This window comes from Streptomyces sp. NPDC054849 (assembly GCF_053610945.1).
The window spans coordinates 1-23,798 of the sequence record NZ_JBSGZI010000047.1 but is presented as its reverse complement, the minus strand read 5'-3'; the positions used below and the strand labels follow the sequence as shown (position 1 = coordinate 23,798).

The following is a 23,798-nucleotide window of genomic DNA, read 5'->3' as shown; positions in this document are numbered from 1 at the left end:
GCCTCGCGCCACGGCTCGGCGCGGCCGTTCCCCGTGCCCCCGGTCCGTCGCCCGCGGGGGGGCCGACGATCTCAGTGAGAGCCGGTCCGCCCCGTACAGGAAGAACAAGAGCCCGACGGCCGCATGACTCAGGGCCGCCACCCGAGCGCCTGGGCCCAGGCCGGTCAGTCGGGCGTGACGAAGATCCCGCCGCGCTGGAGTCAGGACTGGGGCGGCCGTCCGGCCGAGGGGTTCTCGCCGGTTGAGTGCGGTTCTGCGGCGTTCTCCGGGTGGGGATGCAGGCCGGGGCCGTGGGTGGGGCCGGCCAGCGGGGTGGGCGAGAGGACGGCGGGCTCCTCCCCGGTTTCCAGGAGGGTGTCGGCGGCTCCCACGATCAGGGGGTCGGGCCGCCCCACTGCTGTGGCGTCCTTCTGGTCGTAGTCGATGCGCCACAGAAGGCTTCGGATCGCCTCCAGCCGACCTCGCCGTTTGTCGTTGCTCTTGACCACGGTCCATGGTGCGTGCTCGGTGTCGGTGGCCCGGAACATGTCGACCTTGGCGGTGGTGTATGCGTCCCACAGGTCCAGGGAGGCCAGGTCGGTGGGCGACAGTTTCCACTGCCGTACCGGGTCGACCTGGCGGATCGCGAAGCGGGTGCGCTGCTCGGAGCGCGAGACGGAGAACCAGAACTTCACAAGCAGCATCCCGTCGGCCACCAGCATGGCCTCGAAAGCGGGACACTGCCGCAGGAACAGTTCGCAGGCTTCCTTGGAGCAGAATTCCATGACCCGCTCGACCCCGGCGCGGTTGTACCAGGAGCGGTCGAAGAAGACGATCTCTCCGGCGGTGGGCAGGTGGGCGACGTAGCGCTGGAAGTACCACTGCCCGGCCTCCCGCTCGGTCGGCCTGTCGAGGGCGACGATGCGGGCGCCGCGCGGATTGAGCCGCTCGGTGAACCGCTGGATCGTGCCGCCTTTGCCGGCCGCGTCCCGGCCCTCGCAGATCACCACCAGCCGGGCTCCCGTCTCCTTCACCCAGCGCTGGAGCTTCAGCAGCTCGATCTGCAGGACGCGCTTGGTCCGCTCGTACTCGCCCCGCCGGATCTTGTGGTCGTACGGATAGTTCTCCTGCCATGTCCGGATCGGGGCGCCGACCGAGTCCAGGAGTACCGGCTGCTCGGGCCGGCGGTCGTCCACACTCAGTCCTGCCAGCAGATCTTCGGCCTCGGGCCGGTGCATTTCGTGCTCGTCCATAAGGGGCCCCTACCCCGCCGACGGTGCCGCCATCGGCATCCGCAAAATCAGCCGGCCGGTTCGAGCGGTTCCGTGCACGAGCGGCGTCAGGACGCGAACCGCACCAACCGCGGAACCGGCGGCCGGCGCGGCCGCGGCCCTGGCCGCAGTCCGGGGGACGACCGGGAAGCGGCGGCTGACCGAGGCGGAGCGGAGCCTGGCGGACTGCGGCTGCCGCCGAGCGCTCGGCGGTGGCGATGACAAGACCCTTCATACTGCCAACTCCGCGAACACCACTTGATCTGAACCGATCAATAGGGGACCTGTTTTCTTCACATCGCCGCACGGGCAGAGGGGCGCTTCCTATGCTGAGGCCCGGTATCACCGCCCGCGGGTGGGGGACTGGGGAGGGGGACTCCACATGTCCATGGGACGGCCGGCCGACATTCCGTGCGGCCAGGAGCGGGCGGATTCACTCTTTGCACGTGAATGGACTTCTGTACAGCAGCAGTTACTGGCGTATGCCCGCTGGGCGACCGGCAGCCGAGAAGAGGCCGAGGACCTGGTTCAGGCCGTCGCCGTGCGCGCCTGGCGCGGCTTCGCACATTTTCGCGGTGACGCCGCGTTCCTGACCTGGACGATGACCATCGCCCGCCGGGAGGCCGCCCGCGCCGGCGCTCGGCGGCAGCGGCTGAGGACACGCGAGGCGCCGCTGCCCCCGGATCCTTCCTGGGCGGCCGAGCCGGCACCCAGACCCGCCGTCGGACGCGGGGCGGCCGGCCGGCTGGCGGAGGCCGCCCGCGGCGCCCATGCACGCGGTGAGCTCAATGCCACCGAACTCGCCGTGCTGGTCGCCCGATTACGTCGATCGGACTCCACCTGGGCCCAGTTGGGCGATGAGCTGGGCCTGCCCGCCTCACGTTGCGCGGTGGCCCACTGCAGAGGCGTCGTCAAGCTGCGGGTGACCCTCTTCCTTCACCACCCCGAACTGCTGGGTACGCCTGAGGAACTGGCAGCCGCGGCGGAACGGGCTGCGCGCCGTACCCGGAGCGAGCCTCTGACTCCCGACGAGGCCGACACGTTCCGCCGGATGGTCCTCGAACGCTCCCCCGGCCACCGCCCCCGGAACTGGGCGGCCCTGCTCCGTGCCGGCTGCGCGAAAGTCGCGGAAGAACTCTCCCGGGACCGGTAATGGCGCCCCGGCCGCCGGGTCCAATGCGGTGAAGGCCCCTGCAGTAGCGGGCCCATCAAACGCAGGAGGGGACAGTGGACCAGGCACCACCCCCGGAACCTCACACGGACATCCTGTCCGGCATCCACGCCTGGCCGGCCGACGCAGACGCGGATGTCCTCCACTACTTCGACACGCTGCCCGACGGCTCCGAGACCATCGTGTTCGGTGACGTCGAAACCTTCGCCGACTACGCCCACCAACAGGGCGACAACCCCTACGGCTACCAGGGCACCTGCGGTCTGTGCTCCTGCGAGGGAGTGCTGCGCCAGTTCGGGGTGAACGTCACCGAGGCGGACGTCGTCCGGCACGCCGTCGAGAACGGTCTCTGCCAGACCGAGGGAAGCCTCGCGGCCCGCGGGGGAAGCACGCTGGAGCAACAGGCCCAGCTGCTCTCGGACTTCGGTGTCCCGTCGCACACCGAACAGGCAACCTCCTTGGAGGACTTGGCCTCACACCTGGAAGAGGGGCGGGGCGTGATCACCGCGGTCAATGCCGGTGTGCTGTGGGACGACGCGAATTACTACGAGGCGGGCCGTCCCAACCATGCCGCGGTGCCCATAGGCGCAGCCCGCGACCCGCTCAGTGGACGGCTGCAGGGCTTCTACCTCAACGACAGCGGCAGCGGAGAGGCCGCCCGCTTCGTGGATGCCGCGACGATGGCCGATGCGTGGCTGCACAGCGGCGGCGGCTGTGTCGTCACCGACCAGGTCCGCGTCACAGAGGCCACGCCCAGCGAAAGGATTGCGCAGTGAGCACCCCGCCCATCCCTCAGAGCCCGGGTCCCTTGTACGAACAGATCCGCAAGGAGTTCGCCGAGCATCCGCTGCGGCGCTCCGAGGTGCCGGTGGAGCACTTCGTGTCGCCTCCCCTGCCCACCCTGCGCTATGGCGTGCCCGGCTTCGCCGTCTTCGCCTCGCCCGCACTGCGCCGCCCCGGCCAGCCCCTCCAAGTCGACGCACCCGACCGGTGGTGGGCGCTCGCCGCCCGCGGCGGGGCCGTGCTGGTGTACGCCACGAGGCGTGCCCTCCCGCTGGGCTCGGGCGGTCCGGGCGGACCAGGCGGGCCGGGCGGGCCAGGCGGACCCGTGACTGTGGCCCCGACCGGTCGGCCGATCTCCGCACTGCGCGAGGACCAGCGGCTGCTGGACGGCCTCTTCGACCGTTGCCTGCCCCACTTCTTCACAGCGGGCAGTGGCGATCCCGGGGTCCGCGCGGAGCTGGCGTCGATGCTGCCGCTGCTCCTGGCTCCCGAACTCACCCCTTGGGCGCGGGACCTGACGCCCGACTTCTTCTCCTGGCTGGAGCAGTGATGGCCGACGACCGCACCGCAGGCACGAACCCCCCGCACGAACACCGGAAGGAGACCACGGCCACGGAGCTGAGCGCGTTGGTGGGCGACATCGAGCAGGCCGCGAACCGGCACACCTGGCCCACGGTGGCGTACGCCGCCGACAGGGTGCGGGCCGACCGCCCGGGCCTGCTGCTGGCCGTGTCCTCCGAGGCGCTGGCCTCCGGGCTGGCGGAAGCGCTCCCGGCCGGGGGGTCCCGTGAGGCGGCCAGGCCGACGGTGGCACTCGCCGACCTCTACGCGGATCCCCTGCGTTCCCTGCACGCGGACCGCGTGCTCCTGGCCCTGGGTTGCGCCGAGCTGCTGGGCCCGGACGAGCTGGCCGCAGCCGCGGACCTGGCAACGCGTCCCGCCGGCACCATCGCCGTCGTTTTGACCGGTGCCGGGGAACTGGCCGGCGCCGACGACGTCGCGCTGGTGGAAGGCCGCTTCCTGCGGATGCTGGACGACGGGAGCGGAGCTCCTCCGGTCTCGGGGCTGCTCCTGTGGGCTGGGCCGCAAGCCGGCGCGACCACCGACGAAGGACTCGGCGAACGGCTGGCCGCCGACGCCTCCCGCCTCGCCTCCTTCGCCTCCCCCTCCCCCTCCCCCTCCCCCGAGGACCCAGGGTCACGGACCACGCTGCTCGAACGGGAGGTCGCCCGCCTGCTCGACCTTGCTTCGGAGGCCGTGGCCAGTCGTCCGAACACCTCCCTCGACGACGGGGCGGGCAAGGCTGCGGCCGCGGCGGCCGCCCGTTCCCGCGCCTTGCTGGACGACGCGTACCGCGATCTGCAGCGCGTCCTCGACCACGAGGTCGAGGCCGGCTGCCAGGAGGTGGAGGCAGGGTTGCGCACCATGGAACAGAATCTGCTCCGCGGGCTCGACCGTCACCTGGCGCAGCACCGGGACCGTGTCCCCGACCGTGCCGGCGTCGACGCTCTGGTCTGCGAATACCTCGACCGGGGGATCGCCGCGTACGCCGCGACGGCCCGGGCTGCCATTCGGGCCCGCGCCGCCAAGGCCGACCTGGCCCGCGTCGAGCTGGAGCAGCGGATCGACGCCGCGTACCTCGCCCACGCGGTGAGCCCCCCGGACAGGTCGGCCGGCGCTGCGCGGACATCACTCGACGAATCCGTGTGGGAGCCGCGGTCCGCCGGCTCGGCCCCTGGCCGCCAGTCCCCGGGCTCGGCAATGCCTGTAGGTGAGGTATTGGCCGGCAGCGTGCTGGGAGCGGCGACCGGGCTCTCCCTCGGCGGCTTCGGCATCCTCCTGACGACGAGCGCCGGAGCTGCAGTGGGGGTGGCGGTACACCGCTACAAGACGGAGCAGCGACTGGGCCACGCCGCACGCCACGGCAGCCGCGTGGTTCGCGACCGTGTGGACGAGCTGGCCGGTGCCGCGACCCGGGCGATGCGGGAGCTGGGCCGGGCCATGCGGACCGCGGCCGAAGCCGAGTACGCACGAGCCGTCGCCGAGCTGGAAGCGAAGGCTCCGACAGCGGAGGCCCGCCCGCCGGCACCTCGTGGCGCCGAGACCGGAAGCGCCGCGGCCGCCGCCGCCGAACTGGCCGGCCTCAAGGACAGGTTCGCCGCCCTGACGACACGGCGCTGATCCCCGCGGGCCGCCGGGAGGAGCGGGCCCCGCCGCGCCGTGGCACCGCCGGCAGACAAGCAGGTAGCACCGGGCCGGCCGCTCAGCGGTCCCGCCCGGGACACGAGGAGGGAAGAAAGCCGTGTCCGAAACGTTCAGCACGACCGGAAGCAGTGCCGCGCAGACCAGCGGCGCGCAGACCAACGGCGCACAGACCGGCAGCAAACTCGCCGACATGATGCGCCGCGGCGCCGAGCAGGCGCGCGACGAGGCCGACCAGGCCATCGAGGGGCTGGCGAAGGTCGCCCGGGAACTGGAGATGCGGGAGACCGCCGGACGCCTGTCGGCCACCGCCTCCCAGCTCCGCTCCGACACCTTCAACCTGATGGTGATGGGCCGCTTCAAGACCGGGAAGTCGACTCTGCTCAACGCCCTGCTCGGCGGCACCACAGGACCCGTCGACCTGGGGGGTCAGAGTGGCCCGATGGTGGTCGACGACCTGCCGGCCACCGCCACGCTGACCGGCGTGTGCTACGCCGAGAAGCCCTACGTCACCCGGTGGGGGTTCGACGGATCCTCGGAGAAGTGGACCCTGGAGCGCTATCTGAGGGAGTCCACCCTGGACATCGACGAAGAGGAGACCTCGCGGCGCTTCCGCACCATCCGGGAGTTCGAGATGGGCTTCCCTTCCCGGCTCTGCCAGGCCGGTGTCGTCGTCTACGACTCACCGGGCCTGGACGAGCACCCCACCCGCACGAAGGTGACCCAGGAGGCCACGGCACGGTGCGACGCGGCCGTCCTCGTCTACCGCAGCGACATCCTCATGGGCCACGGCGAGCTGATGAACGCGGGGGCGCTCGTCAAGGAGGGCACCCGTGTCTTCACGGTGGTCAACCTGTTCAACGGCCGGGCCGTGGACGAACGGCTGCGTGGCTACGTGTGGAACAAGTACATCCGCGACTACCAGGGGGGCCCTGCGTACACCGGCCAGGATCTGACGTCCCGTGACATCTATTTCGTGGATGCGGCCCAGGCCCGCTCCGGGGTGTACGACGGGCAGACGGAACTCGTCGAGAAGTCCGGCCTGGCCGCCTTGGAGCGGCGTCTCGGCGACTTCCTGCTGCGGGACCGCCACCACGTGCACCTGACCAAGTACACGACGGTGGCGGCCTCTTCGGCGGAGTCGGTGGAGCAGCACATCGCGCAGCGCATGCGTGCTGCACGTACGGACCAGGTACGGCTGCGCGAGACGTACACCGAACTTCTGCCGGCGATGGCCTCGATCAGGAACCGGCCGACCCTGCTGCCCGCGCTCTTCAACCGCTACCGCACCGAGGCGGAAGCCGTGCTGGCCGTCAGCTTCGCCTCGCGGATTGCGTCCATGCGGGACGGACTGCCGGCCCACATCGACGCCGTCGAGGTGAAGATGAACCTCGCGCTCGGTGTGTTCCAGCAGAAGAAGGCCGCCGCCGTCATCGGTGAGGCCGTGCAGCAGTACGTGACCGACCAGCTTGCGAACTGGGCCGACGTCGAGGCGCAGCGCGTGCTGGAGCCCATCCTGGGCAACCTCTCCCATGCCATCGAGGGCGAGATCGCTGCGATCGGTGACGGTTTCGGCGAACTCCATCTGCGGCTGACGGGTTGGGAGATGGAGGCGGAGCGGAAGCCGCTGGTGGGAACGGCCGAGCGGGTTCTGTCGATGGTCGCGGGCTTCGCCCTGGGCGGGCTGGGCGGCGCGGTCGGCGGCGGTACGGCCGGAATCCGCGGCGCGCTCGGCGGGGTGGGCGGCGTCCTGGGGGCGGGCATGGTGCTCGGGCTGCTCGGAGTCAGCCCGGCCGCCCCGCTGGTGGTGCCGGTGCTGCTGGGTGCCTCGCTGATCGGCGGCGCGCTCGGCGGAGGGATGAACCTGGAGAAGCGGCTCAAGAAGCGGCTCGCAACGGACTCGGACGACCTGTTGCGGGATCTGCCCGGCCAGCTCGCGCCGCAGCTGGGTGCTCGGGTGCGGAGCTCCTTCGAAGAACTGGAGGAGGAGGTCACCGCCGAGATCAACGGGGTGATCGTCGAGGAGGAGCAGCACATCCGGGCGATGGTCGAGGAGAACCAGCGGGACCAGCACGAACGCGACCTGCTGGTCGCGCGTCTCGACTCGATCCGGTCGACGGTGTCCGGTCACCTGCTGAAGCTCCAGAAGGCGATCAGCACGGCGCAGCAGATCTGACCCCGGCCCGCCCGACCGGGAGGCGCCCGCCGGCACACCCATGCCGCACGGTGCGCCAGATCTGCCGCACGGACGTCTCCCGGTCATCCCGTCCACCGCACCCGTCCAGCACGGACGACGAAAGCGACAAGCCGTGAACCTTCCGTCCCCGCTCGATGCCGCTCTCGCCCACCATCATGGTCGGCCCTACCGGGACTCGGTGGCCGATGTCCTCGCCCGCGCCGCCGCGGTGATGAACCGCCCTGCCGTCACCCTGGTCTTCGGTGGTCATTTCAGCGCCGGCAAGTCCAGCCTGCTCAACACGCTGCTGGGCCGCGCTCTGCTGCCGGTGAGCGACTACCCCGAGACGGGCATCGCCTGCATCATCGCTTCCGGTCCCGAGGACCGGGTCACGGTCCGCGATGGAGACCGGCGACTCGAGGTGCCCACCACCACCGAGGCGATCACGGAGGCCGTCAGCCTCGTCGCCCCGGACGGGTCCTACCGCTCCGAGGTGGTGGGCGCCGAACGGACCGTCACCGTCGAACTCGCCCGTTCCCCCCTGCCGGACGGCGGACGCTGGGTCGACTCCCCCGGGATCAACGACACTCCGGCCATGACCCGTCGCGCAGCGGACATCGCAGACCAGGGCGACATCCTGCTGTGGGTCTTCAACTCTCGCCAGCCGATGGCCACCGTCGAGGAGGACTTCCTGCGCGCGTACCGCGAACGCCACGGCGCCGAGTCACTGGCGCTTCTGGTCAACGTGTTCCTCGACGAAGACACGCCCGAGGAGTGGCAGCGCTACCTCGACACCCGCGCCCCGGCCCACCTCAAGCGCCTGGAGTACGCGCTGGACGGTGCGCTGCCGCCGGAAGTGGTGTTCGTCAGCGCCCGTGCCGCCGCCACGCACCCGCACCGTTTCGGGGGCCCCCAGGCCGCTGCCCTGGTGGGCCGGCTCACCGACCGGGCCACGGCGTCGGCCCTCGCCGCCCGCCGCGCCCGCGCGTCACGGATCCTCGAGGCGGCCGCGCAGGAAGCGGCCGAACGTCTGGACGCTGAACGTGCGCTGTTGCGGCAGCTGCTGGTCGAGGCGGAGGTGGCCCGAGCAGGCATCGAAACGTCGCGGCGACGGCTCCTCAACGCCGTGGGCAGTGAAATGGATCGGATGCTGGAGAAGGTGGCGGTGCGCATGCGGACCGCAGGAGACGAGATCGTCGCGGAACTGGACCAGGGCCCGGTACTGAGGGACGGCAGCTACGGCGACCGGCTCACCGAACGGCTGCGGACGGCGGTCCGGCAGGAGGCCTCCGACCTCGCGGAGGCCGTGGCCGGGATGGCCGAGCTCAGCCACCACCGGCCACTGGGCACGCACGGAACACGGCGGCTGCTGGACATCCTGAAACCCGAGCGGGTGTCGGTCGAGGTCACGGGCCGACTGGCCGGAAAGCTCCCGGATGCCCCCACCGACGGGCTCGGCTCCGCGGTCAGCAGCCGGGTGGGGACGATGATTCCGAAGCTGTCCTGGAAGGCGCTGCGGCACATCGAGACGGCAGTCACCGTCGCCGCCACCTCGGTCCAGGCCGCGAAACTGGCCACGGAGGCGGCCATGCCCGACCGGGCCAAGGTCAAGGCGGACGTTCGCGCGGCGGCGGCCCGGGCCACCGAACGGCTGTATCAGCGGCGGCAGGCCGCGCTCGACGAGATCAGTGCGCACTGCTGCCCGGTGGCAGCCGCGCCCGTCGACCCCGACCCTGCCCCGGTGGACTGCCTGGAGACGACTTACCAGCTGCTGAGCCGAGAAGCGGAGCAGCTCGTTGCTGCGGCCGGGGAAGCCACGCTGCGGTGAATGGATGTCTCGGCCTCGACGTGCAGCACAGCAGCACGGTTCCGGCATGGTTGGAGGGCGGTCGGCCGCTGCCCGTCGGTGACGGGCTGCGGGTGTGGATCCCCCACGCCTACGGCGAGGGTCTGGGGTGGGGAAGTGTGGCGGCGCAGCGTTCGCTGGCCTCGGGGCGTGCCACCGCGGACCGTCTCCTGGAGTGGCGGCGCGATCCCTGGGACGCCGAGTTCCTGACCGGGCTGCGCGACCGGGTCGCGCGCTATCTTGGGCTCCCGGGACGTGCGGGCCCCGCCCCCGGCTACCGGGTGGTGCTGTGTGCCGGACCCGGCACGCCGGCCGACGCCGAAAGGTCCGTGGAGGAGGCGGGGCTGGGCGGAGCCCTGCGGGTCGGACCTGCCGAAGCACTGCTGTGCCGGCGGCTCGCCTCCCCCGGGCAGCCGCTGCCCACCGGCGCGCTGCTGGCCGTCGCGGTGGGCGAGCGATGGAGCGTGCTCGCCCCCTTCCGGGCGATCCGGTCGGACGGCGGGCCGATCGTTCTCACCCGTACCGGACCGGACACCGTCCTTGCGCACGGCGGGGGCGGGTGGACCGATCTGCTCGTACGTCAGGTGCTGGCCCGGTGCCGCGAGGACGCACCGGCCGCCGATCTGCTGGCTCTGGTGGACGGCGTCCAGGAGTGCGCGGCCCGTCTCGCGCACGCCGACGCCGTCGAGTGGCAAGGCGCCTTTACGGAAAGACTGTTCGCCCCGCTGGTGGTGCGCGGGGCCGAACTGGCGGCGGACCCGGCCGTGGCCGACGGCCTGCACGCGCTCCGGCAGGCCGCTCGTGCGGCCGTGCCGCACCCTTCCTCGGTGGTGCTCGGCGGGCCGGGTGCCGTCTGGCCGGCGGTGCGCTCCGCGCTCACCTATCCGGCGGCAGCGACGCCGTTGTGGTGCGGCCCCGACCCGGCCACTGATCTCGCGGCCGGCGCGGCCTGGTGGCCGCTGCTGCGTTCCTGCTTCGCGCCCGTGCCTTCTTCCGCGGGGTACGCCGCTCACGCCGGTGGTGTCGTCCCTTCCATCCCCGCACAACCGGACTGCGGCCCCGAAGCCGCCCCGCCCGCCCGGCCCGCCCGGCCCGCCCGGTCCACCCCGTCCACCCCGTCCACCCCGTCCACCCCGTCCACCCCGTCCACCGACGGTTCCGGATCAGGTCCGGGTCCGGTCTCCCCCGATACCCGCAGCCCCGACCCTCTGGAGGTGCTCCCCCCGTGGATGCGTCCATGACTCCCCCGAGCGGGCCGGAGGCCGACGCGGCGCTCCTCGCCGCCCCCGTCCCCGCCGGACCGTCGCGCGCCCTGTGGGGAGACGACCCCGGATTCGCCGACGCGGACCGTGCCGGCCAACCCGGCCAACCCGGCCAAGACGTGGCCGGACTCCTGCTGAGCCTGCTGGAACGGCGTTACCTGGGCGACTTCGACGCTGCCTCCTGGACCGTGGGAGAACCCGCGCGATCCGCACCCCGTCCACTCCTGCACCAGGTGGAGGCCTTGGGCGTCCCCGTTCCCGGTGAGGACTGGAACGCGGCACTGCCCCACGTACTGAACTCCTGCCACAGCGGTGGGCACGTACTGAGCGTGGCGGTCCACGGCACGGGGACCGTGCACCGCGTCCATTGGGGCGGCCGGCGGCTTCCCGGTGTCTCGGCCGGCTCCACGGAGGACTTCCTGCACGGGCAGACCGGCACACTGCGTGCCCACGTCCCCGGCCTGCGGCTCGGCCCTGCCCACCAGCCCGACGAGGGTACGCACGCCGAGCTGACCGCGTTCCTGCGTACCGCCCCCGCTCTCGCCGTGGTCACCGGCATCCCCTCCCCCGCGTTCGGGCCCTCCCCCGCCGCGTTCCAGTCGCTGGACCGGCTCACCTCGGCCGTCGACGGACGCTACGCCCTCGTCGTCGCCGCCGAACCCCTGCCCGCCGCCGTTCTGGACGCCACACTGGACCACTGCCGCCGGATCCGCGGCGAGATCCACAGCATGGTCCGACGTACGGTCAACAGCGGTGAGGGCAGCACCAGTTCGACGTCCGGCTCCGTCCCGCAGGAGGGGGACGGGGAGGCGCTGCCCGCTCTGCTGAGCAGGATCGCGGTGTTCTGCGCGCTGGCTGCGGCGGTACCGCCGCTCGCACCCGCTACGGCGATACTGCGCCCGCTGGGGAGGGTCGGCCCGCTGTCCGGCCCGCTGGGCGGGCTGGCGAAGTCGGTGGCCGTACCGCACAGCCCGCCGTCGCGGACGACGGGCACCAGCCGGTCATCCGGCGAGAGCAGCGAGCTGCTCAACGCGGCGGCCGAAGCCTGCGAGCGGCTGCTCCAGCGCCATATCGACCGGCTGGAGGCCGCCCGGTCGCAGGGCTGGTGGCGCACCGCGGTCTACCTCGCGGCGGAAAGCGACGGCGTGCTGGAGTCGCTCTCCGGGGCGCTGCGCGGCATCTGCAGCGGCGAGAGCACGACTCTCGACCCGCTGCGGGTGCTGCGGCTACCGCCCGCCCTGCTGCGCGAAGCCGCACTGCAGGGGCAGGTGCTGAGCCTGACGCCCGCCGACGGCAGCACCGGTCACCCCCTCGGTGCCGCGTTCGACGCGCTGGCCACCAACATCACCTCCACCGAGCTGGCCGTTCTCCTCGCGCTGCCGCGCCGCGCCGTGCCCGGGCTGCCGATGCGCGAGAGCGCCGAGTTCGCACTCGTCGCCCCCGAGGTGGCGCACCGTCCGGTGACGCTGGGCAGGCTGTTGGACAGTCGGGGCGGCGAGCACCAGTCGGTGGCCATCTCCGCCGAAGACCTCAACCGGCACGTGTTCATCACCGGGATGACCGGCTACGGCAAGACCACCACGGCGAAGAACCTGCTGCTGGAGGCGTACACCGGCCTGGGGGTGCCGTTCCTGGTCATCGAACCGGCCAAGGCCGAGTACCGGCACCTGGCAGCGCATCCGGGCCTCCGTGGGCGCCTGCGCGTCTTCGGCATCGGGCCTCAGGCTCCGATGCCGTTGCGGCTGAACCCGTTCGAGCCTCCGCACGGCACCCCGCTCTCGCGCCATCTGGATCTCCTGAAAGCGGTGTTCAACGCCTCCTTCCCGATGTTCGCCGGCATGTCGTACGTGTTGGAGGACGCCATGATCGAGGTGTACACCGAGCGTGGCTGGGACCTTCAGTATTCCGTCAACGACCTTCTGGGGCGCCGCCCTTCGGCGGCCGACCGTGCTGCACTGATCCCCTCGGTCGGCGACCTGTACGGGAAGATCGAAGAGGTGCTGGACCGTCGCTCGTACGGACGTGAGGTGCACCAGAACATGGGAGCCGCGCTGCGGTCCCGACTCGGCAGCCTGCTCGTCGGCACCAAGGGAATGGCCCTCGACACCCGGCGCGGCGTGCCGGTGACCGAGCTCTTCGAGCGTCCGGCCGTGGTCGAGCTGCGCGGCCTCGGGGACGACGAGGAGAAGTCCTTCGTCATGGCCCTTCTGCTGTGCATGCTGTACGAGCATGCGGAGGCTCGGTCCGATACGGCTGCCGCCCCGTCCAGCGTGGGGCTGCGGCACCTCACCCTCATCGAGGAGGCACACCGGCTGTTGCGCGCCTCGCGCGGTCCGTCCGGCGGTGAGGTGGCGGATCCGCAGGCCAAGGCGGTGTCCATGTTCACCGACATGCTGGCCGAGATGCGCGCGTACGGGGAGGGCTTCGTCGTCGCCGACCAAGTACCGGTCAAGCTGGCGCCGGACGTGGTGAAGAACTCCAACGTGAAGATCCTGCACCGCCTCGTGGCGGCCGACGACCGCGCGGTGGTGTCGGCGGCGGTGAACCTGACGGACCGGCAGAGCCGTCACCTGGGTCTGCTGCCGCCCGGCGTGGCGGTGGTACACGACGAGCGGATCGGGTCGGCGGTGCTCGTCGCCATGCGGGAGGCGGAGCAGGTCGTGGCGGCGAGCGGTGCGCAGGAGCCGGTAACCGACGACGTCCGCCCGGGTGCACCGGCCGAGGCCGGCCGCCACTACCTCCACCGGCACGGAGGCTGCCGCCGTTGCCCGTCCCCCTGCACCCTGCTCCACCGGATCGACCGGCCGCCTGCCCGCCGATCGGCGGACGCCGCGCTGGCACCGTTCTTCCAAGGGCTGGTGTTCGGACACGCACAGGAGCTGTGGGAGGCGTGGAGCGCCTGGAGGGCCGAGGCTCCGGCCGACGGCGGGGAGGCGTACTGCGCTTTCGCCCAGGCTGCGCAGCGCCATCTGGCCGCGCTCCCGCGGAAGGTCCCCTTCCGGGCCGCGGCCACGGGACGCGGTGCGGCTCCTGCGGCGCCGGCCCCGTCCGAGCCGGCCGTCGACGAGGCCGGCCGTCATCTGCTGGCCCGCGACCGAGCCGCGCGGGTTCTGGCGCAGCTGTGTGAGGACTGGCTGGCCGTCACTGAGCTGACCGACCGCGCCGTGGCCCGCCTGGAACAGGCTCGCGCGGAGTTCGTCGCGCTGGTGGCGAGCCGACCGGACCGGGAACTGCCCGGTTGCGCGGACTGTCCCTCGCGCTGCCGCCCGTACGCACTTCTCGCCGACAGCCTCCCGGCCTACGCGGCTCAGGTGGCGGCCGCTGCGGACCGTCCCGTTCCGCTGGAGTCCCGCCTGCTGCTGATCGACCGCCTCGCCGACGAGTACGCTCCAGCCGCGCGCGGGGCCATGGAGAAGGACCGCACGGCACTGCTGTACTGCATGACGGTGACGGCCCACGCCTACGACCGCGGCCTCACCGCGCCTCTCCCCGCGGAAACCCTCAACGCCCTGCGCGCGGACGGGCCTGTGGTTCCGTAGACCAGCTCCGTGGCTCAGTCCCTACCAGCAGATCCTCGTCCGCCGTCTGAGCCGCCTGCAGCCCACACCGCGCCACGGAAAGCCCGCGGCCACCGACCTGACCTGGCCGACGCCGTGTACCAGCATGCAGGTGAGGCCACGGTGCGTATCCACGGGGTGTGGCTGAACGCCTCCGACTACACCGGGACCGCGGTGGCCTTCGGGCACTGGGGGCGCCGGCACATCGAGCTCGCGAGCGGCATGGAGTGCTGTCGCTCTTCTGCTTGCACGCGAGCCTCATTGCTGTCGCGCAACGCACGCCACGAGACGAGGGAAGTGAGGGAGCCGCCAACGACCGCGCCCACACCGCCGAGAAGTGGCGCCACCCCCAACGTAGTAGCGGCCTGCGCTGCATTGACCCACTCCAGTATTTCTGTCCCTCCCACGCCGATAGGGGCCACACGCTACCGGCGCATGCTTGGCCGGACGGCCCCTTTCGGAAACCGCTTGCCGCAGCGCACATCACCCCGCGATCCCCCTGTCCAGTTGATGCGGTCAGCTGGTAAGGACTTTGAACGGCTGCTCGACTCGGGCCAGCCGGGCCAGGTCGGCGCGCTGCATCCTCCAGGCGGCGCATCCCCGTCACTTCGCGAGGAGTGCCTGCGCCATGTACAGCTCGCTGATCGTGCTGGATCCCGACGGAAGGTCCCGGGTACTGGCGGCGACGACTTGCTCGATGAGGGGAACGTCCTCGGGGGCGCCGACCCGTTCCGGGTAGGAGGTGTTCTCCCACAGCTTCCGCACGTACAGCCACAGGGCGCTCGCCTCGTCGGATTCCTGTTCGCCCTTGCGTACGGGGATCTCGGCGATGGCCGAGACGAGGACGCCCTCGCGACGGGCTGCGGCGGCCCGGGCTGCCCAGGCCTGCCGCGTCTGTGAGCGCGAGCAGCCGATCCTGCGGTCGCGCATGGCGGCGTAGCGGTCGCTGTCGGCCAGGGCGGCGACGAGGTGTGCCAGCATCTCCTCACGGAGCGGGCCGTCGTGCCACCAGAGGACCCATCGAGCGCCGCTGTCGTGGGCCAGCTCGACGTGGACGGCGGTGATCTGGGACAGGTGCTCGGCGAGGCGGATCGCCTGTTTGCTGCGGTTCATGACGGGGCGTCCTCTTCGGCGGTTGGGAGGCGGAGGGGTCCCCGCCCGGATACGAGATAGGAGAGGGTCTGGACTCGCTGGCAGCCGATCCCGGGCTTCTTCAGAACGGGGGCTCCAGGGAGTACCCGTTCTCGTCCCTGGGCACAGGGGCGGGCTTCGGCCGGGCGGCCCGCTGCTCGGCCACCGTGGGGTGCACTGCGATCGCCTCGGCCAGCCGGCCCTGCCGGATCAGGACCTCGCAGAGTTCCTCGCGTGCCTCGACCGTGCCGAGGGCCCGCAGTTCGGCGGCGGCGTGCTCCAAGCGGCCGGCGGTGTCGAGGAGTCCGGCCTTGACGATGCGGGGGTGGGTCCACGGGGCCGGGTGGGCTTCGGCCAGAGCGATCGCCTCGTCGACGCGTCCGACGCCGGCGAGGGCCCAGGCCAGCCACTGGTGCTGGAACTGCTCGTGGCCGTGGTGAGGCACGACGCTGGGGTGCTGCAGCAGGTAGAGCACGTCCTCGGGGCGGTCGAGGAGCATGACGAGTGGTGCCAGGAGGTTGGAGCAGTCGTACCAGCCGAAGCCGGTTTCGGCCACGGCGATCGCCTCGTCCAGCCGGCTGTCGCGCAGCAGGGCCGCGGAGAGCCAGGCGCGGTAGCCGACCCAGTCGTCGGCCGCGATGGCCTCACGCATCACGGCCTCGGCCTCATCAGCGTGGCCGTGGTCGCGCAGGGCTTGAGCGTAGATACCCAGGACCGCCTGGGCGTCCCCTCCGGCTGCCAGCTCGCGCAGTGCGTCGAGCCGGCCGTGGCGTGCCAGCAGCTCGGCGTAGGCGGTGAGGGTGTTCTGGGCGAGGAAGCGGCGCCCGGCAATGTCGCGGCCGAGGATCCGGATCGCCTCGTCGGCCCGGCCCGCGCGCTCCAGCACCCGAGCCTGCAGCTCCTGAGCGTCCCAGAACGGGTGGTCCCACCGGCCTTGGCTACGGGCCGCCCGCGCGCTCTCCGCGTGCGGGGCGATCAGCTCCAGCATCCGCTCGTCACGGTCCCGGCCCTCGGTGATCTCCACCAGGACCGACAGAATCCACGACTCGTCCAGGTGCGGGACGAGCAGGTCGACGGCCTCGTCGATACGTCCCGCCCTGGCGAGCAGCTCGGCGAACGCGCGGCAGTCGGTCGCCGACGCGCGGCCCGCCGCGTCCGGACGGACCAGATCCAGGGCCTCCTGCGTCCGGCCCGCCCGAAGCAGGATGTCGGCCCGTGCCCAAAGCGCGTCACGCCACCCGGTCGCGACGAAGGGCTCCATCACCCGCAGGGCCCGGCCGAACTCCCCCGCCCGGCACAGCGCCCGCGTCGCGCCCTGCGCGCAGAACCACTCGCCGCGTTCCGCCGCAGCCCGCATCACCAGGTCCATGCCTCCGTGCTCCAGCAGAAGGTCCACCCTGCCCGGCGGGAGACCGCCGAAGTGGCTCGCCTGCCACTCAAGATCATCCACGTTCACGGAGGCGAGCGTAAGGGCACCCACTGACAACCTGCCGGCGGAAGCATCTTCCGCGACCTCGACCCCCGAGACGAAGGCGACGAGCATTCGTGAAGTCGGACGGGGCCGCGACGCGCTGTGACGCTGCTTGCCCTCTGGCAGGCGCGTGATCAGCTTCTGAGATGGGGGCTGAGGATTCCGAGCACATGGAGGTCGTCCACCTGCTGTAGCCCAGCGGCCTGGCAACGACCGTTCTGATCGGCGGGCCGGAAGGCAGGGTCAGCAGCTCGATGCCGTCGATCTGCAGGGCGTAGGCGATGAAGAACGCCGGGGTCTCCGCGGCGAGCGCGGTGGCGGTGCGTCCGCGGGCAGCGGCCCGACGCTGAAGGGCTTCGAAGGACAACCGACCGGCTGCGGTTGTCCCAGACGACGAGCTCGCCATCGAGGACCAGGCCGTCGGGCAGTTGCTCGGCGGCCGGGACCAAGTCGGGGACCGGTCCTGGACCAGGGAGCCGCGCCGGGTCTGCAGGAGCAGGCGGCCGCCGGGGCCGGCGGGGGTGAAGAGGATCGCGCGGTGGCCGTCGAACTTCTGCTCCGCCGAGAAGCCGCTCGCCAGGACGCCGGAGCCGGGGACGTACTCGGCGGCCTGGGCGAGCATCGGCTCGAAGGGCGGGGTGAGAACCACTCGGGGATGGCCTCTCCCACCGCTTGCTTCGGGCCTGGCACCTGACAGCCTCCCCCGGCCAGGCAGGCATCGCCTGCGGTACGGCCAGAGGGCCCTGCCGAGTCAGGCTCCAGGGTGGGCCGGCTTCTGCTGTGACTGTGACTCCAGAAGCCGGGCCGGTTTCGGTCCGCCCCACCAGACGATGCCGCCTGACTCCGCTCCGAACGTCACCACCCCCACGCCGACCAACTCGCCTCCGCCATCGACGCGGTGCGACCACGACCGGTCGTCGCCACCAGGTTGTCGGAGTAACGGCAGCCTGCTGCCAAGAATGCGGGGGACGCCTTCGAGCGGATCTGGCACGATTCCCGTCATCGCCTTGAGGCGGTCGGCGGCCTGGCGGAAAGCGAAGAAGCACCTTGATCTCTGACTACCAGCAGCGACTGCGCGAGCGATTCCTGTCGGTGCCCGTCATTCCACCGCCCGCCCCCTGGCGCCGGATCCTGGACAGGCGCACCCCCATCGGCGGACTGCTCGGAATCGGCTTCGCCCTCGCCCCTGACGATGGCCGAGACCTGGTCATGGTGGTCTCCGTAGATGGCCACGGACTCTTTGACGCCGTCACCGGCGAGAAAATCGCCCGGGACCGTGATCCCGATCCCGACGACAGCACCCCGGACGCAGTTCCGGATCTCTCCTGCCCCGGAATCGGCCCCCTCGCCGCGACCCGAGTACACATCGCGGGACTCTTCGGGGGCGGCCTGCACACCACCACCCAGGACGGCTGGACCCTGGAGATCGTTAGCCCCGAGTGGCCGCATGACCGTGTCCTGCTGTCTGAAGACGGAGGCATACCCCACAACGGACCGCACGGTGAAAGCTGGTGGCACATCTTCGACTCCAACTACTCCGAACTCCGGGCCTCCGGCTTCTCGCCGTCCGGACGCACTCTCGCCGTCGCCACCAGCAGCGACCTCACGCTCTGGACACGCCCGGCACCCGACACAGCATCCCCGGGCGAGGCCGGCGCGTGACGCGCGACGACCTCGCCTGTCGTTCAGAGACGCGACCGGCCTCGGCCAGCAGCACCAAGTCCGGGCGACCGTGGGCTCGGTCGCCGGGACCAGCCTGGGAGTGTTCAGTCTGGCCAGATAAGCCCAGCCGGACACTCCGTGCGTCTGGACGACGGGCGCCCCAGGCCCGTCCGGGAGGACCCTGCCGCATCTCGATGTTCGGGTGGGGCCACTCCACAGACAGTTCGCTTTTCGAGTAATGAGAGCACGGTGGCAGGTATGAGAAGGAGCGCTCAGTGAGTATCCGCCCGCGACTGCTCGTGTGGTTTTTCATATTTTTCATAGGCGCGGCAGGGCTCTTGGTGGCGTTGCTGGCCGCCTTCCGGGCAGATTTCGGCGAGGACGGTGAGGCCTCGCTCGCGGCCACCGATGTGGAGGGAGCCTGGCAGGGCTCAGACGGCGGTCGTTTGACGGTTCGGGCTGACGGTTCCGCAGACCTGGAACGGGTGACACGGCCCGGGCCGGACTGCGGGCAGTCCACCGGAGCGGCAGGTACGTACACCGGGTCGGCGACGTGGGTCTTCGACACTTACCCTGACGAAAGGCCGGGGATCAGGTTCGACTACCAGGGACCCGCCACCGCCAAGCCGTGCAAGGTCCACCTGGTGGTCGTCCCGCTCAAGGACGGCACGAAGGGGTTCCTCCCCCACGTCCCAGGGCAGTACGTGCGCTCGACCGGGCCGCAGGGCTAGTGACCTGTCCGCAAGGTCAGGTGGGGAGCCAGAGTCGTAGGCAGGCGAGGGTGACCAGGGCTTTGTAGTGGCGGGCTCGTTCGTCGTAGCGGGTGGCGACGACCTTGTTCTCCTTGAGCTTGTTGAAGCAGCGTTCGACGACGTTACGGCGTCGGTAGACGGTGCGGTCGAGGCGGCACAGGCTCTCGCCTCGTCGCAGGCGTCCGCTGATCTGGTCGACGCGTTCGGGGATCGTGCAGGCGATGCCGCGTTTCCGCAGATAGGCGCGAATTTTCCGGGACGAGTAGCCCTTGTCGCCGACCACCCGCTCGGGCCGGGTCCGGGGCCGTCCGGGCCCACGCCGCGGGATGCGGATGCGGGCCATGACCGGCTCCAACTGGGTGCAGTCGTTGACGTTCCCGCCCGTGACCGTGAACGCGAGGGGCCGGCCGTGTCCGTCGCAGGCAAGGTGGATTTTGCTGCTCAGTCCGCCGCGGGAGCGTCCGAGTGCCTCGCCCGCCAGGGCCCCCTTTTCGGGCACCGGCCGCGTGCTGGTAGGCCCGCACGATCGTGGAGTCGACACAGACGATCGACCAGTCGACCTCACCGATCGCGTCGGACTATTGCTGGATGTGGGCCAGGAGCCGGTCCCAGGTCCCGTCGGCCGACCAGCGGCGGAACCGTTCGTAGACCGTCTTCCACGGCCCGTACCGTTCGGGCAGGTCCCGCCAGGCAGCCCCGGTGGACAGCTTCCACAGGATGCCGTTGAGGACCAGCCGCCGGTCCCGCACCGGACGACCCATCCGAGGCGGGGCCAGCAACGGCGCGATCACTTCCCAGGCCTGATCAGTCAGTTCATGTCGTCGCACCTCGAACGGAGCAACGACCTGCCGACATTGCGGACGCGCCCTCACAGGGCAATACACCTAGCCCTTCGAGCCCCGCTTCCAGTCCTGGAGGAGGAGTCCGAGCACCACGTCGTCCAGGAACTCGCCCATCACCCAGGCCGAGGAGCGCAGCACGCCCTCGCGGACGAAGCCGTTGCGCTCGGCGGAGCGCAGCATCGCGGCGTTGTCCGACAGCGTCTCGATCTGCAGCCGATGCAGGCCGCGCATGAAGCCGTAGTGACACAGCACCCCGACCACGTCCGTGCCGTAACCCTTGCCGCGAGAGGACGGCAGCAGCCCCAGCCCGATGTGTGCGGACCGGTTGTGGTTGTCGATGTTCCACAGCACGGCGTTGCCGACCAGCGTGCCGCCGTCCAGTTCCACCACCGAGAACGGGACGTGCCCTTGTTCAGCGTCGTTCACCACGAGCCGCGATTTTTTCGAGCCGGGCGTGATCGGCCGCCAGGGCCGGAGTTCGGACCGCGAGTAGGTGACCACGTCGTCGTAGAGTTCGGCCTGCAGGATCGGGATGTCGTCCTCGTGCCGGGCTCTGAGCCCCACCTTGCTGCCTCTTAGCATGCAAGGTTCCTATCCGACCGGCCTCGTCGGCGGCAAACCAATTGGTGGTCGCCGCAGTTGGTGAAGCGGCAACAGCACCTCGCGGCGCCGGCGATGCCGACGAGGGCCAGGGAGGGCGGCCCCCGTGCGGGGTTGCGGCTGGTCCCTGCAGACGGACAAGCCGCATCGGCACCGATGCTACGGCGGGGGCGGCGCGCGCCGTGCCCGCGCCGTAGCCTCGGTGGCTCCGAATCGGCTCTGGTCGCTCAGCCCACGCGCTCCACGCGCGCCCGCCGGATCAGGTTCTTGCCCGGCTCCCGCACCTGATCGAAGGCGGCGTTGTTCAGCAGCACACAACTGCCCGACGGACCGTTCACCGTCACCGTCGTGGAACGACCGTTGTCCAGATTCGTCACCTTCACCTTCGTCCCCACCGGGAACGTCCCACTGCTCGCCGCCGGTGCACCCGCCTCACCCGACAACGTCACCGTCGACCCCGGACACACCACTTCCCCGGTGGCCGGCGGCACCTGCACACCGGCCGCGCCGGACGCACCGGAAGCACCCGCCGCACCGGACACACCGGCCGGCGCGTCGCCACCACCAGCCACCCGCTCGATACGCGCCCGCCGGATCAGGTTCTTGCCCGGCTCGCGCACCTGGTCGAAGGCCGCGTTGTTCAGCAGCACACAACTGCCCGACGGACCGTTCACCGTCACCGTCGTGGAACGACCGTTGTCCAGATTCGTCACCTTCACCTTCGTCCCCACCGGGAACGTCCCACTGCTCGCCGCCGGTGCACCCGCCTCACCCGACAACGTCACCGTCGACCCCGGACACACGACGTCGGGGATGGCGGCATTGCTGGTCGCCACCGTGGCGACGACCCCTCCCGTCACCAGGGCTCCGGCGACGACAGAGAGCACGAGCTTCTTCTTGAGACTCATAGTCCGTTTTCTGGACACTGACACTCCTCGATCCGATGGACTCTGTCCCCCACGTCCTGCATACGGGCAGACGTCGCACGGGAGTTCAGTCCTGTCGCCACCTCACAAATTCGGGGTGAAGAGGTTTGGGCCGCTGCGTGGGCGTACCGCCGGGCCCGTGGGCCAGGGAGCACCGGCACAAAGAAGCAGGTCACAACCCCTGCACCCATGGCGGCGGTGTGGTGTGCGGCGCTCACACGGGCGGGGTGATCGACGCGGTGGCCGGGAGACCACAGGCGGCTTTAAGGTTCAGTTGATCCGCCCTTAATCAGCCCAAGGCAGTGGGCAGCGGGGCCCGTAGGCCCTCCGAGCAGGCCGCCGTCCACGCAGGGCGCAGCCTGAGCCGGCCGCAGCCCCGCGGGACGGCGAGATCCGGATGGGCTGTTCCGCGTGCCATCCGGCCATTTCCTCGGCCACGCGTACGGGGTGTCGAGGGACGTGGAGCCGAGCCGGAGCGGGCCGCAGGGTTTCGGACGCCTCACGGCGGCCACACGCATAGGAGTGACGGACTACCACGAGGAGAGGAAGCGCTCCCATGACCACGCTGATCCTGCTGATCGCGCCCATGGTGTTGGCCCTGGTACTCGTCCACGGCAGGGGCGGCCACCGTGCCCGCCACCGGACGAGCCGGTTCTGATCCACGTCCCGACTGGTCCGGTCCGGCGTCACACACGAGTACAAGCGAGGTGAGCACGGTGTCCATGCGTGCCAAAGGGTGGGCCAAATCCTTCCCCGTACACCGGGGGGTACGCGAGGCCCGCCGGTGGACCCAGGAACACCTGGAATCCCTGCAGTGGACGATGGACGCCCCCGACACGGCCCACTCCGTCCTGCTGACGGTGTCGGAGCTCGTCACCAACGCGCACGTCCACGCCCACAGCACCGCCCAGCTGGTGCTGACCTGGGACGGCCGGTGCCTGCACGTCAGCGTCGCCGACAGCGACCCCTGTCTGCCCGCCGCGCGCGGGCCCTCACGCGAGGCGACCTCCGGACGGGGTCTCGCCATCATCGACGCCCTCGCCGACGCCTGGGACGCCCACGCCTTCCACGGCGGCAAGACGATCACCGCCTGCTTCCAACCCCGCGGGGCACCCGCCCCGCACGCCGCGACGAGTCAGCAGGGTCCGCACGCCGGCGAGTCACCCGACGCCTGACGGCCCGTTCTCGCACAGTGGCGTGACTCCGTACTCACGATCACCCGGTCGATCCGTCCAAGCACCCTGCGCCGAGGCCCGCGCCCCGCATGCTCCCCACCTCGCCGGGGCCGTATGCGTATGTGCGGGCTCTCGGCGTATCTCCTCTGGGAGGAGCGAAAACGCCGCGGGGGCGGCCGACCCTCGTGGCCGGTCCGCCCCCGCGGCGTGAGCCGCCCGGGTCAGGCGCCCAGGTGGTGCCCCTTCGCCCACTTCTTCTCGCCGTCCGTGATGCAGGTCGAGCTGTAGACGGGCCCGGTGAACGCCGGGCGGTTGCTGGGCACCGCGGCGAACGAGGAGCAGTTCGACGAGAAGCCCGTGTGACCGCCGGAGAAGTAGTCGATGTCGACCCCGTCGTCGGCCAGAGCGGCACCGGCCCCGCCCAGCAGGATGCCGGCGGCCAGGACGGACGCGGTGACAGCAGAACGAATGCGCATGACTCCCCTAAGGATGTGTGGAACGACGCGCTGGTCGATGTGCGCGTCGGCCGGTCCAACCGCTCGGGGGCACTGCCGGAAACGGCAGTTCACTCCAATGCCCGCGACCGTAGCGTTTCGACACCCGACACCCGACACCCGACACCCCCTCCCCCTCACGCCCGTGCCGGACCACGCGCGCTCCGCGGTCCTGGCCATGGCGCCACGACGCCCGAGCAGGGCCGCCGCCCCGCAGCGTTGTCGTGGTCGGCATCCGTACACGGGAGCGGAGAAGGGTGACTGTGTGCGAGGAAGCGGTGGAAGTGCCTGTTACAGGGCCTGAACCCATTCGGCGCACAGCCCACGCCATGGCGTGAATGAACTGCTTATGTGGCTGAAACCTCCTCGCTCGGGCGCCGCAAAGACCATCGCGCGGCCCGTCCCGTGCCGGTCAACTGGGCTTTGACACTTGCCGCTTACAAGCGAGAGTTACGGACATGTCCGCATTGCGCAACACCCATCACAGGTTGTGGCGGC

The 23,798-nt window shown here is 71.1% G+C and carries 17 protein-coding genes and 1 pseudogene; 11 read left to right on the top strand and 7 right to left on the bottom strand.

Features of this window, described 5'->3' with window-relative positions; translation table 11 throughout:
• Positions 1–200 precede the first annotated feature (200 nt).
• Positions 201–1,232, bottom strand: a complete 1,032-nt coding sequence (gene ppk2, locus ACWGIF_RS21040; protein WP_453499486.1) for a polyphosphate kinase 2 — start codon at positions 1,230–1,232, stop codon at positions 201–203.
• Positions 1,233–1,632: 400 nt separating this feature from the next.
• Here ppk2 and ACWGIF_RS21035 point away from each other — a divergent pair, with 400 nt between their 5' ends.
• The 8 genes from ACWGIF_RS21035 (at position 1,633) to ACWGIF_RS21000 (ending at position 14,229) form a co-directional block, all read left to right on the top strand.
• Positions 1,633–2,403, top strand: a complete 771-nt coding sequence (locus tag ACWGIF_RS21035) for a sigma-70 family RNA polymerase sigma factor (protein ID WP_453499484.1) — start codon at positions 1,633–1,635, stop codon at positions 2,401–2,403.
• A gap of 74 nt (positions 2,404–2,477) precedes the next feature.
• Positions 2,478–3,197, top strand: coding sequence for a hypothetical protein (locus ACWGIF_RS21030; RefSeq protein WP_453499482.1), 720 nt, complete (start codon positions 2,478–2,480; stop codon positions 3,195–3,197).
• Positions 3,194–3,754: a hypothetical protein gene (locus ACWGIF_RS21025; RefSeq protein WP_453499480.1), complete on the top strand. Its 561-nt coding sequence runs from the start codon at positions 3,194–3,196 to the stop codon at positions 3,752–3,754. Before ACWGIF_RS21030 ends, ACWGIF_RS21025 begins: the two co-directional genes overlap by 4 nt.
• Positions 3,754–5,385 carry a hypothetical protein gene (locus tag ACWGIF_RS21020; RefSeq protein WP_453499478.1) on the top strand — a complete coding sequence of 544 codons (1,632 nt, stop codon included), beginning with the start codon at positions 3,754–3,756 and terminating at the stop codon, positions 5,383–5,385. Before ACWGIF_RS21025 ends, ACWGIF_RS21020 begins: the two co-directional genes overlap by 1 nt.
• A 121-nt stretch (positions 5,386–5,506) precedes the next feature.
• On the top strand, positions 5,507–7,582 hold the full coding sequence (locus ACWGIF_RS21015) for a dynamin family protein (RefSeq protein WP_453499476.1): 2,076 nt from the start codon (positions 5,507–5,509) through the stop codon (positions 7,580–7,582).
• Positions 7,583–7,715: 133 nt separating this feature from the next.
• A complete protein-coding gene (locus ACWGIF_RS21010) occupies positions 7,716–9,410 on the top strand; it encodes a dynamin family protein (protein WP_453499474.1) in 1,695 nt (564 codons plus the stop codon).
• Positions 9,407–10,669 (top strand): hypothetical protein, encoded by a 1,263-nt coding sequence (locus ACWGIF_RS21005; protein WP_453499471.1) that lies wholly within the window; start codon positions 9,407–9,409, stop codon positions 10,667–10,669. The genes ACWGIF_RS21010 and ACWGIF_RS21005 overlap by 4 nt, the downstream gene beginning before the upstream one ends.
• Positions 10,666–14,229 (top strand): ATP-binding protein, encoded by a 3,564-nt coding sequence (locus ACWGIF_RS21000; RefSeq protein ID WP_453499469.1) that lies wholly within the window; start codon positions 10,666–10,668, stop codon positions 14,227–14,229. Before ACWGIF_RS21005 ends, ACWGIF_RS21000 begins: the two co-directional genes overlap by 4 nt.
• Before the next feature lie 621 nt (positions 14,230–14,850).
• Here the strand turns inward: ACWGIF_RS21000 and ACWGIF_RS20995 are convergent.
• On the bottom strand, positions 14,851–15,360 hold the full coding sequence (locus ACWGIF_RS20995; protein WP_453499467.1) for a hypothetical protein: 510 nt from the start codon (positions 15,358–15,360) through the stop codon (positions 14,851–14,853).
• Positions 15,361–15,460: 100 nt separating this feature from the next.
• Positions 15,461–16,834, bottom strand: coding sequence for a tetratricopeptide repeat protein (locus ACWGIF_RS20990; protein WP_453499465.1), 1,374 nt, complete (start codon positions 16,832–16,834; stop codon positions 15,461–15,463).
• Between the two features lie 1,062 nt (positions 16,835–17,896).
• On the opposite strand from ACWGIF_RS20990, the gene ACWGIF_RS20985 reads away from it, so the two are divergent.
• Both ACWGIF_RS20985 and ACWGIF_RS20980 read left to right on the top strand, forming a co-directional pair.
• Complete coding sequence (locus tag ACWGIF_RS20985) at positions 17,897–18,511, top strand: hypothetical protein (protein ID WP_453499463.1); 615 nt, start codon at positions 17,897–17,899, stop codon at positions 18,509–18,511.
• 275 nt (positions 18,512–18,786) lie between these two features.
• Positions 18,787–19,242: a hypothetical protein gene (locus ACWGIF_RS20980; RefSeq protein ID WP_453499461.1), complete on the top strand. Its 456-nt coding sequence runs from the start codon at positions 18,787–18,789 to the stop codon at positions 19,240–19,242.
• 16 nt (positions 19,243–19,258) lie between these two features.
• On the opposite strand, the pseudogene ACWGIF_RS20975 reads toward ACWGIF_RS20980, so the two are convergent.
• The 3 genes and pseudogenes from ACWGIF_RS20975 to ACWGIF_RS20965 all read right to left on the bottom strand — a co-directional run bounded on the left by ACWGIF_RS20975 (position 19,259) and on the right by ACWGIF_RS20965 (position 21,631).
• Positions 19,259–20,090, bottom strand: a pseudogene (locus ACWGIF_RS20975) (IS5 family transposase).
• A 57-nt stretch (positions 20,091–20,147) separates the two neighbouring features.
• Positions 20,148–20,687: a GNAT family N-acetyltransferase gene (locus tag ACWGIF_RS20970; RefSeq protein WP_453499459.1), complete on the bottom strand. Its 540-nt coding sequence runs from the start codon at positions 20,685–20,687 to the stop codon at positions 20,148–20,150.
• A 245-nt stretch (positions 20,688–20,932) separates the two neighbouring features.
• Entirely contained in the window at positions 20,933–21,631 is a 699-nt protein-coding gene (locus ACWGIF_RS20965; RefSeq protein WP_453499457.1) for a hypothetical protein, read from the bottom strand.
• Between the two features lie 722 nt (positions 21,632–22,353).
• Between ACWGIF_RS20965 and ACWGIF_RS20960 the strand changes: the two genes are divergently transcribed.
• Positions 22,354–22,806 (top strand): ATP-binding protein, encoded by a 453-nt coding sequence (locus tag ACWGIF_RS20960; RefSeq protein WP_453499455.1) that lies wholly within the window; start codon positions 22,354–22,356, stop codon positions 22,804–22,806.
• A gap of 221 nt (positions 22,807–23,027) precedes the next feature.
• On the opposite strand, the gene ACWGIF_RS20955 is transcribed toward ACWGIF_RS20960, so the two are convergent.
• Positions 23,028–23,282 (bottom strand): hypothetical protein, encoded by a 255-nt coding sequence (locus ACWGIF_RS20955; RefSeq protein ID WP_453499454.1) that lies wholly within the window; start codon positions 23,280–23,282, stop codon positions 23,028–23,030.
• Between the last annotated feature and the right edge of the window lie 516 nt (positions 23,283–23,798).

Bases quoted from the DNA above. Each gene is read 5' to 3' on its own strand.
- ACWGIF_RS21000 (WP_453499469.1), top strand. From the start codon at position 10,666: ATGACTCCCCCGAGCGGGCCGGAGGCCGACGCGGCGCTCCTCGCCGCC.
- ppk2 (WP_453499486.1), bottom strand. From the start codon at position 1,232: ATGGACGAGCACGAAATGCACCGGCCCGAGGCCGAAGATCTGCTGGCA.
- ACWGIF_RS20960 (WP_453499455.1), top strand. From the start codon at position 22,354: ATGCGTGCCAAAGGGTGGGCCAAATCCTTCCCCGTACACCGGGGGGTA.
- ACWGIF_RS20970 (WP_453499459.1), bottom strand. From the start codon at position 20,687: ATGCTAAGAGGCAGCAAGGTGGGGCTCAGAGCCCGGCACGAGGACGAC.
- ACWGIF_RS21020 (WP_453499478.1), top strand. From the start codon at position 3,754: ATGGCCGACGACCGCACCGCAGGCACGAACCCCCCGCACGAACACCGG.
- ACWGIF_RS20995 (WP_453499467.1), bottom strand. From the start codon at position 15,360: ATGAACCGCAGCAAACAGGCGATCCGCCTCGCCGAGCACCTGTCCCAG.
- ACWGIF_RS20955 (WP_453499454.1), bottom strand. From the start codon at position 23,282: ATGCGCATTCGTTCTGCTGTCACCGCGTCCGTCCTGGCCGCCGGCATC.
- ACWGIF_RS21035 (WP_453499484.1), top strand. From the start codon at position 1,633: ATGTCCATGGGACGGCCGGCCGACATTCCGTGCGGCCAGGAGCGGGCG.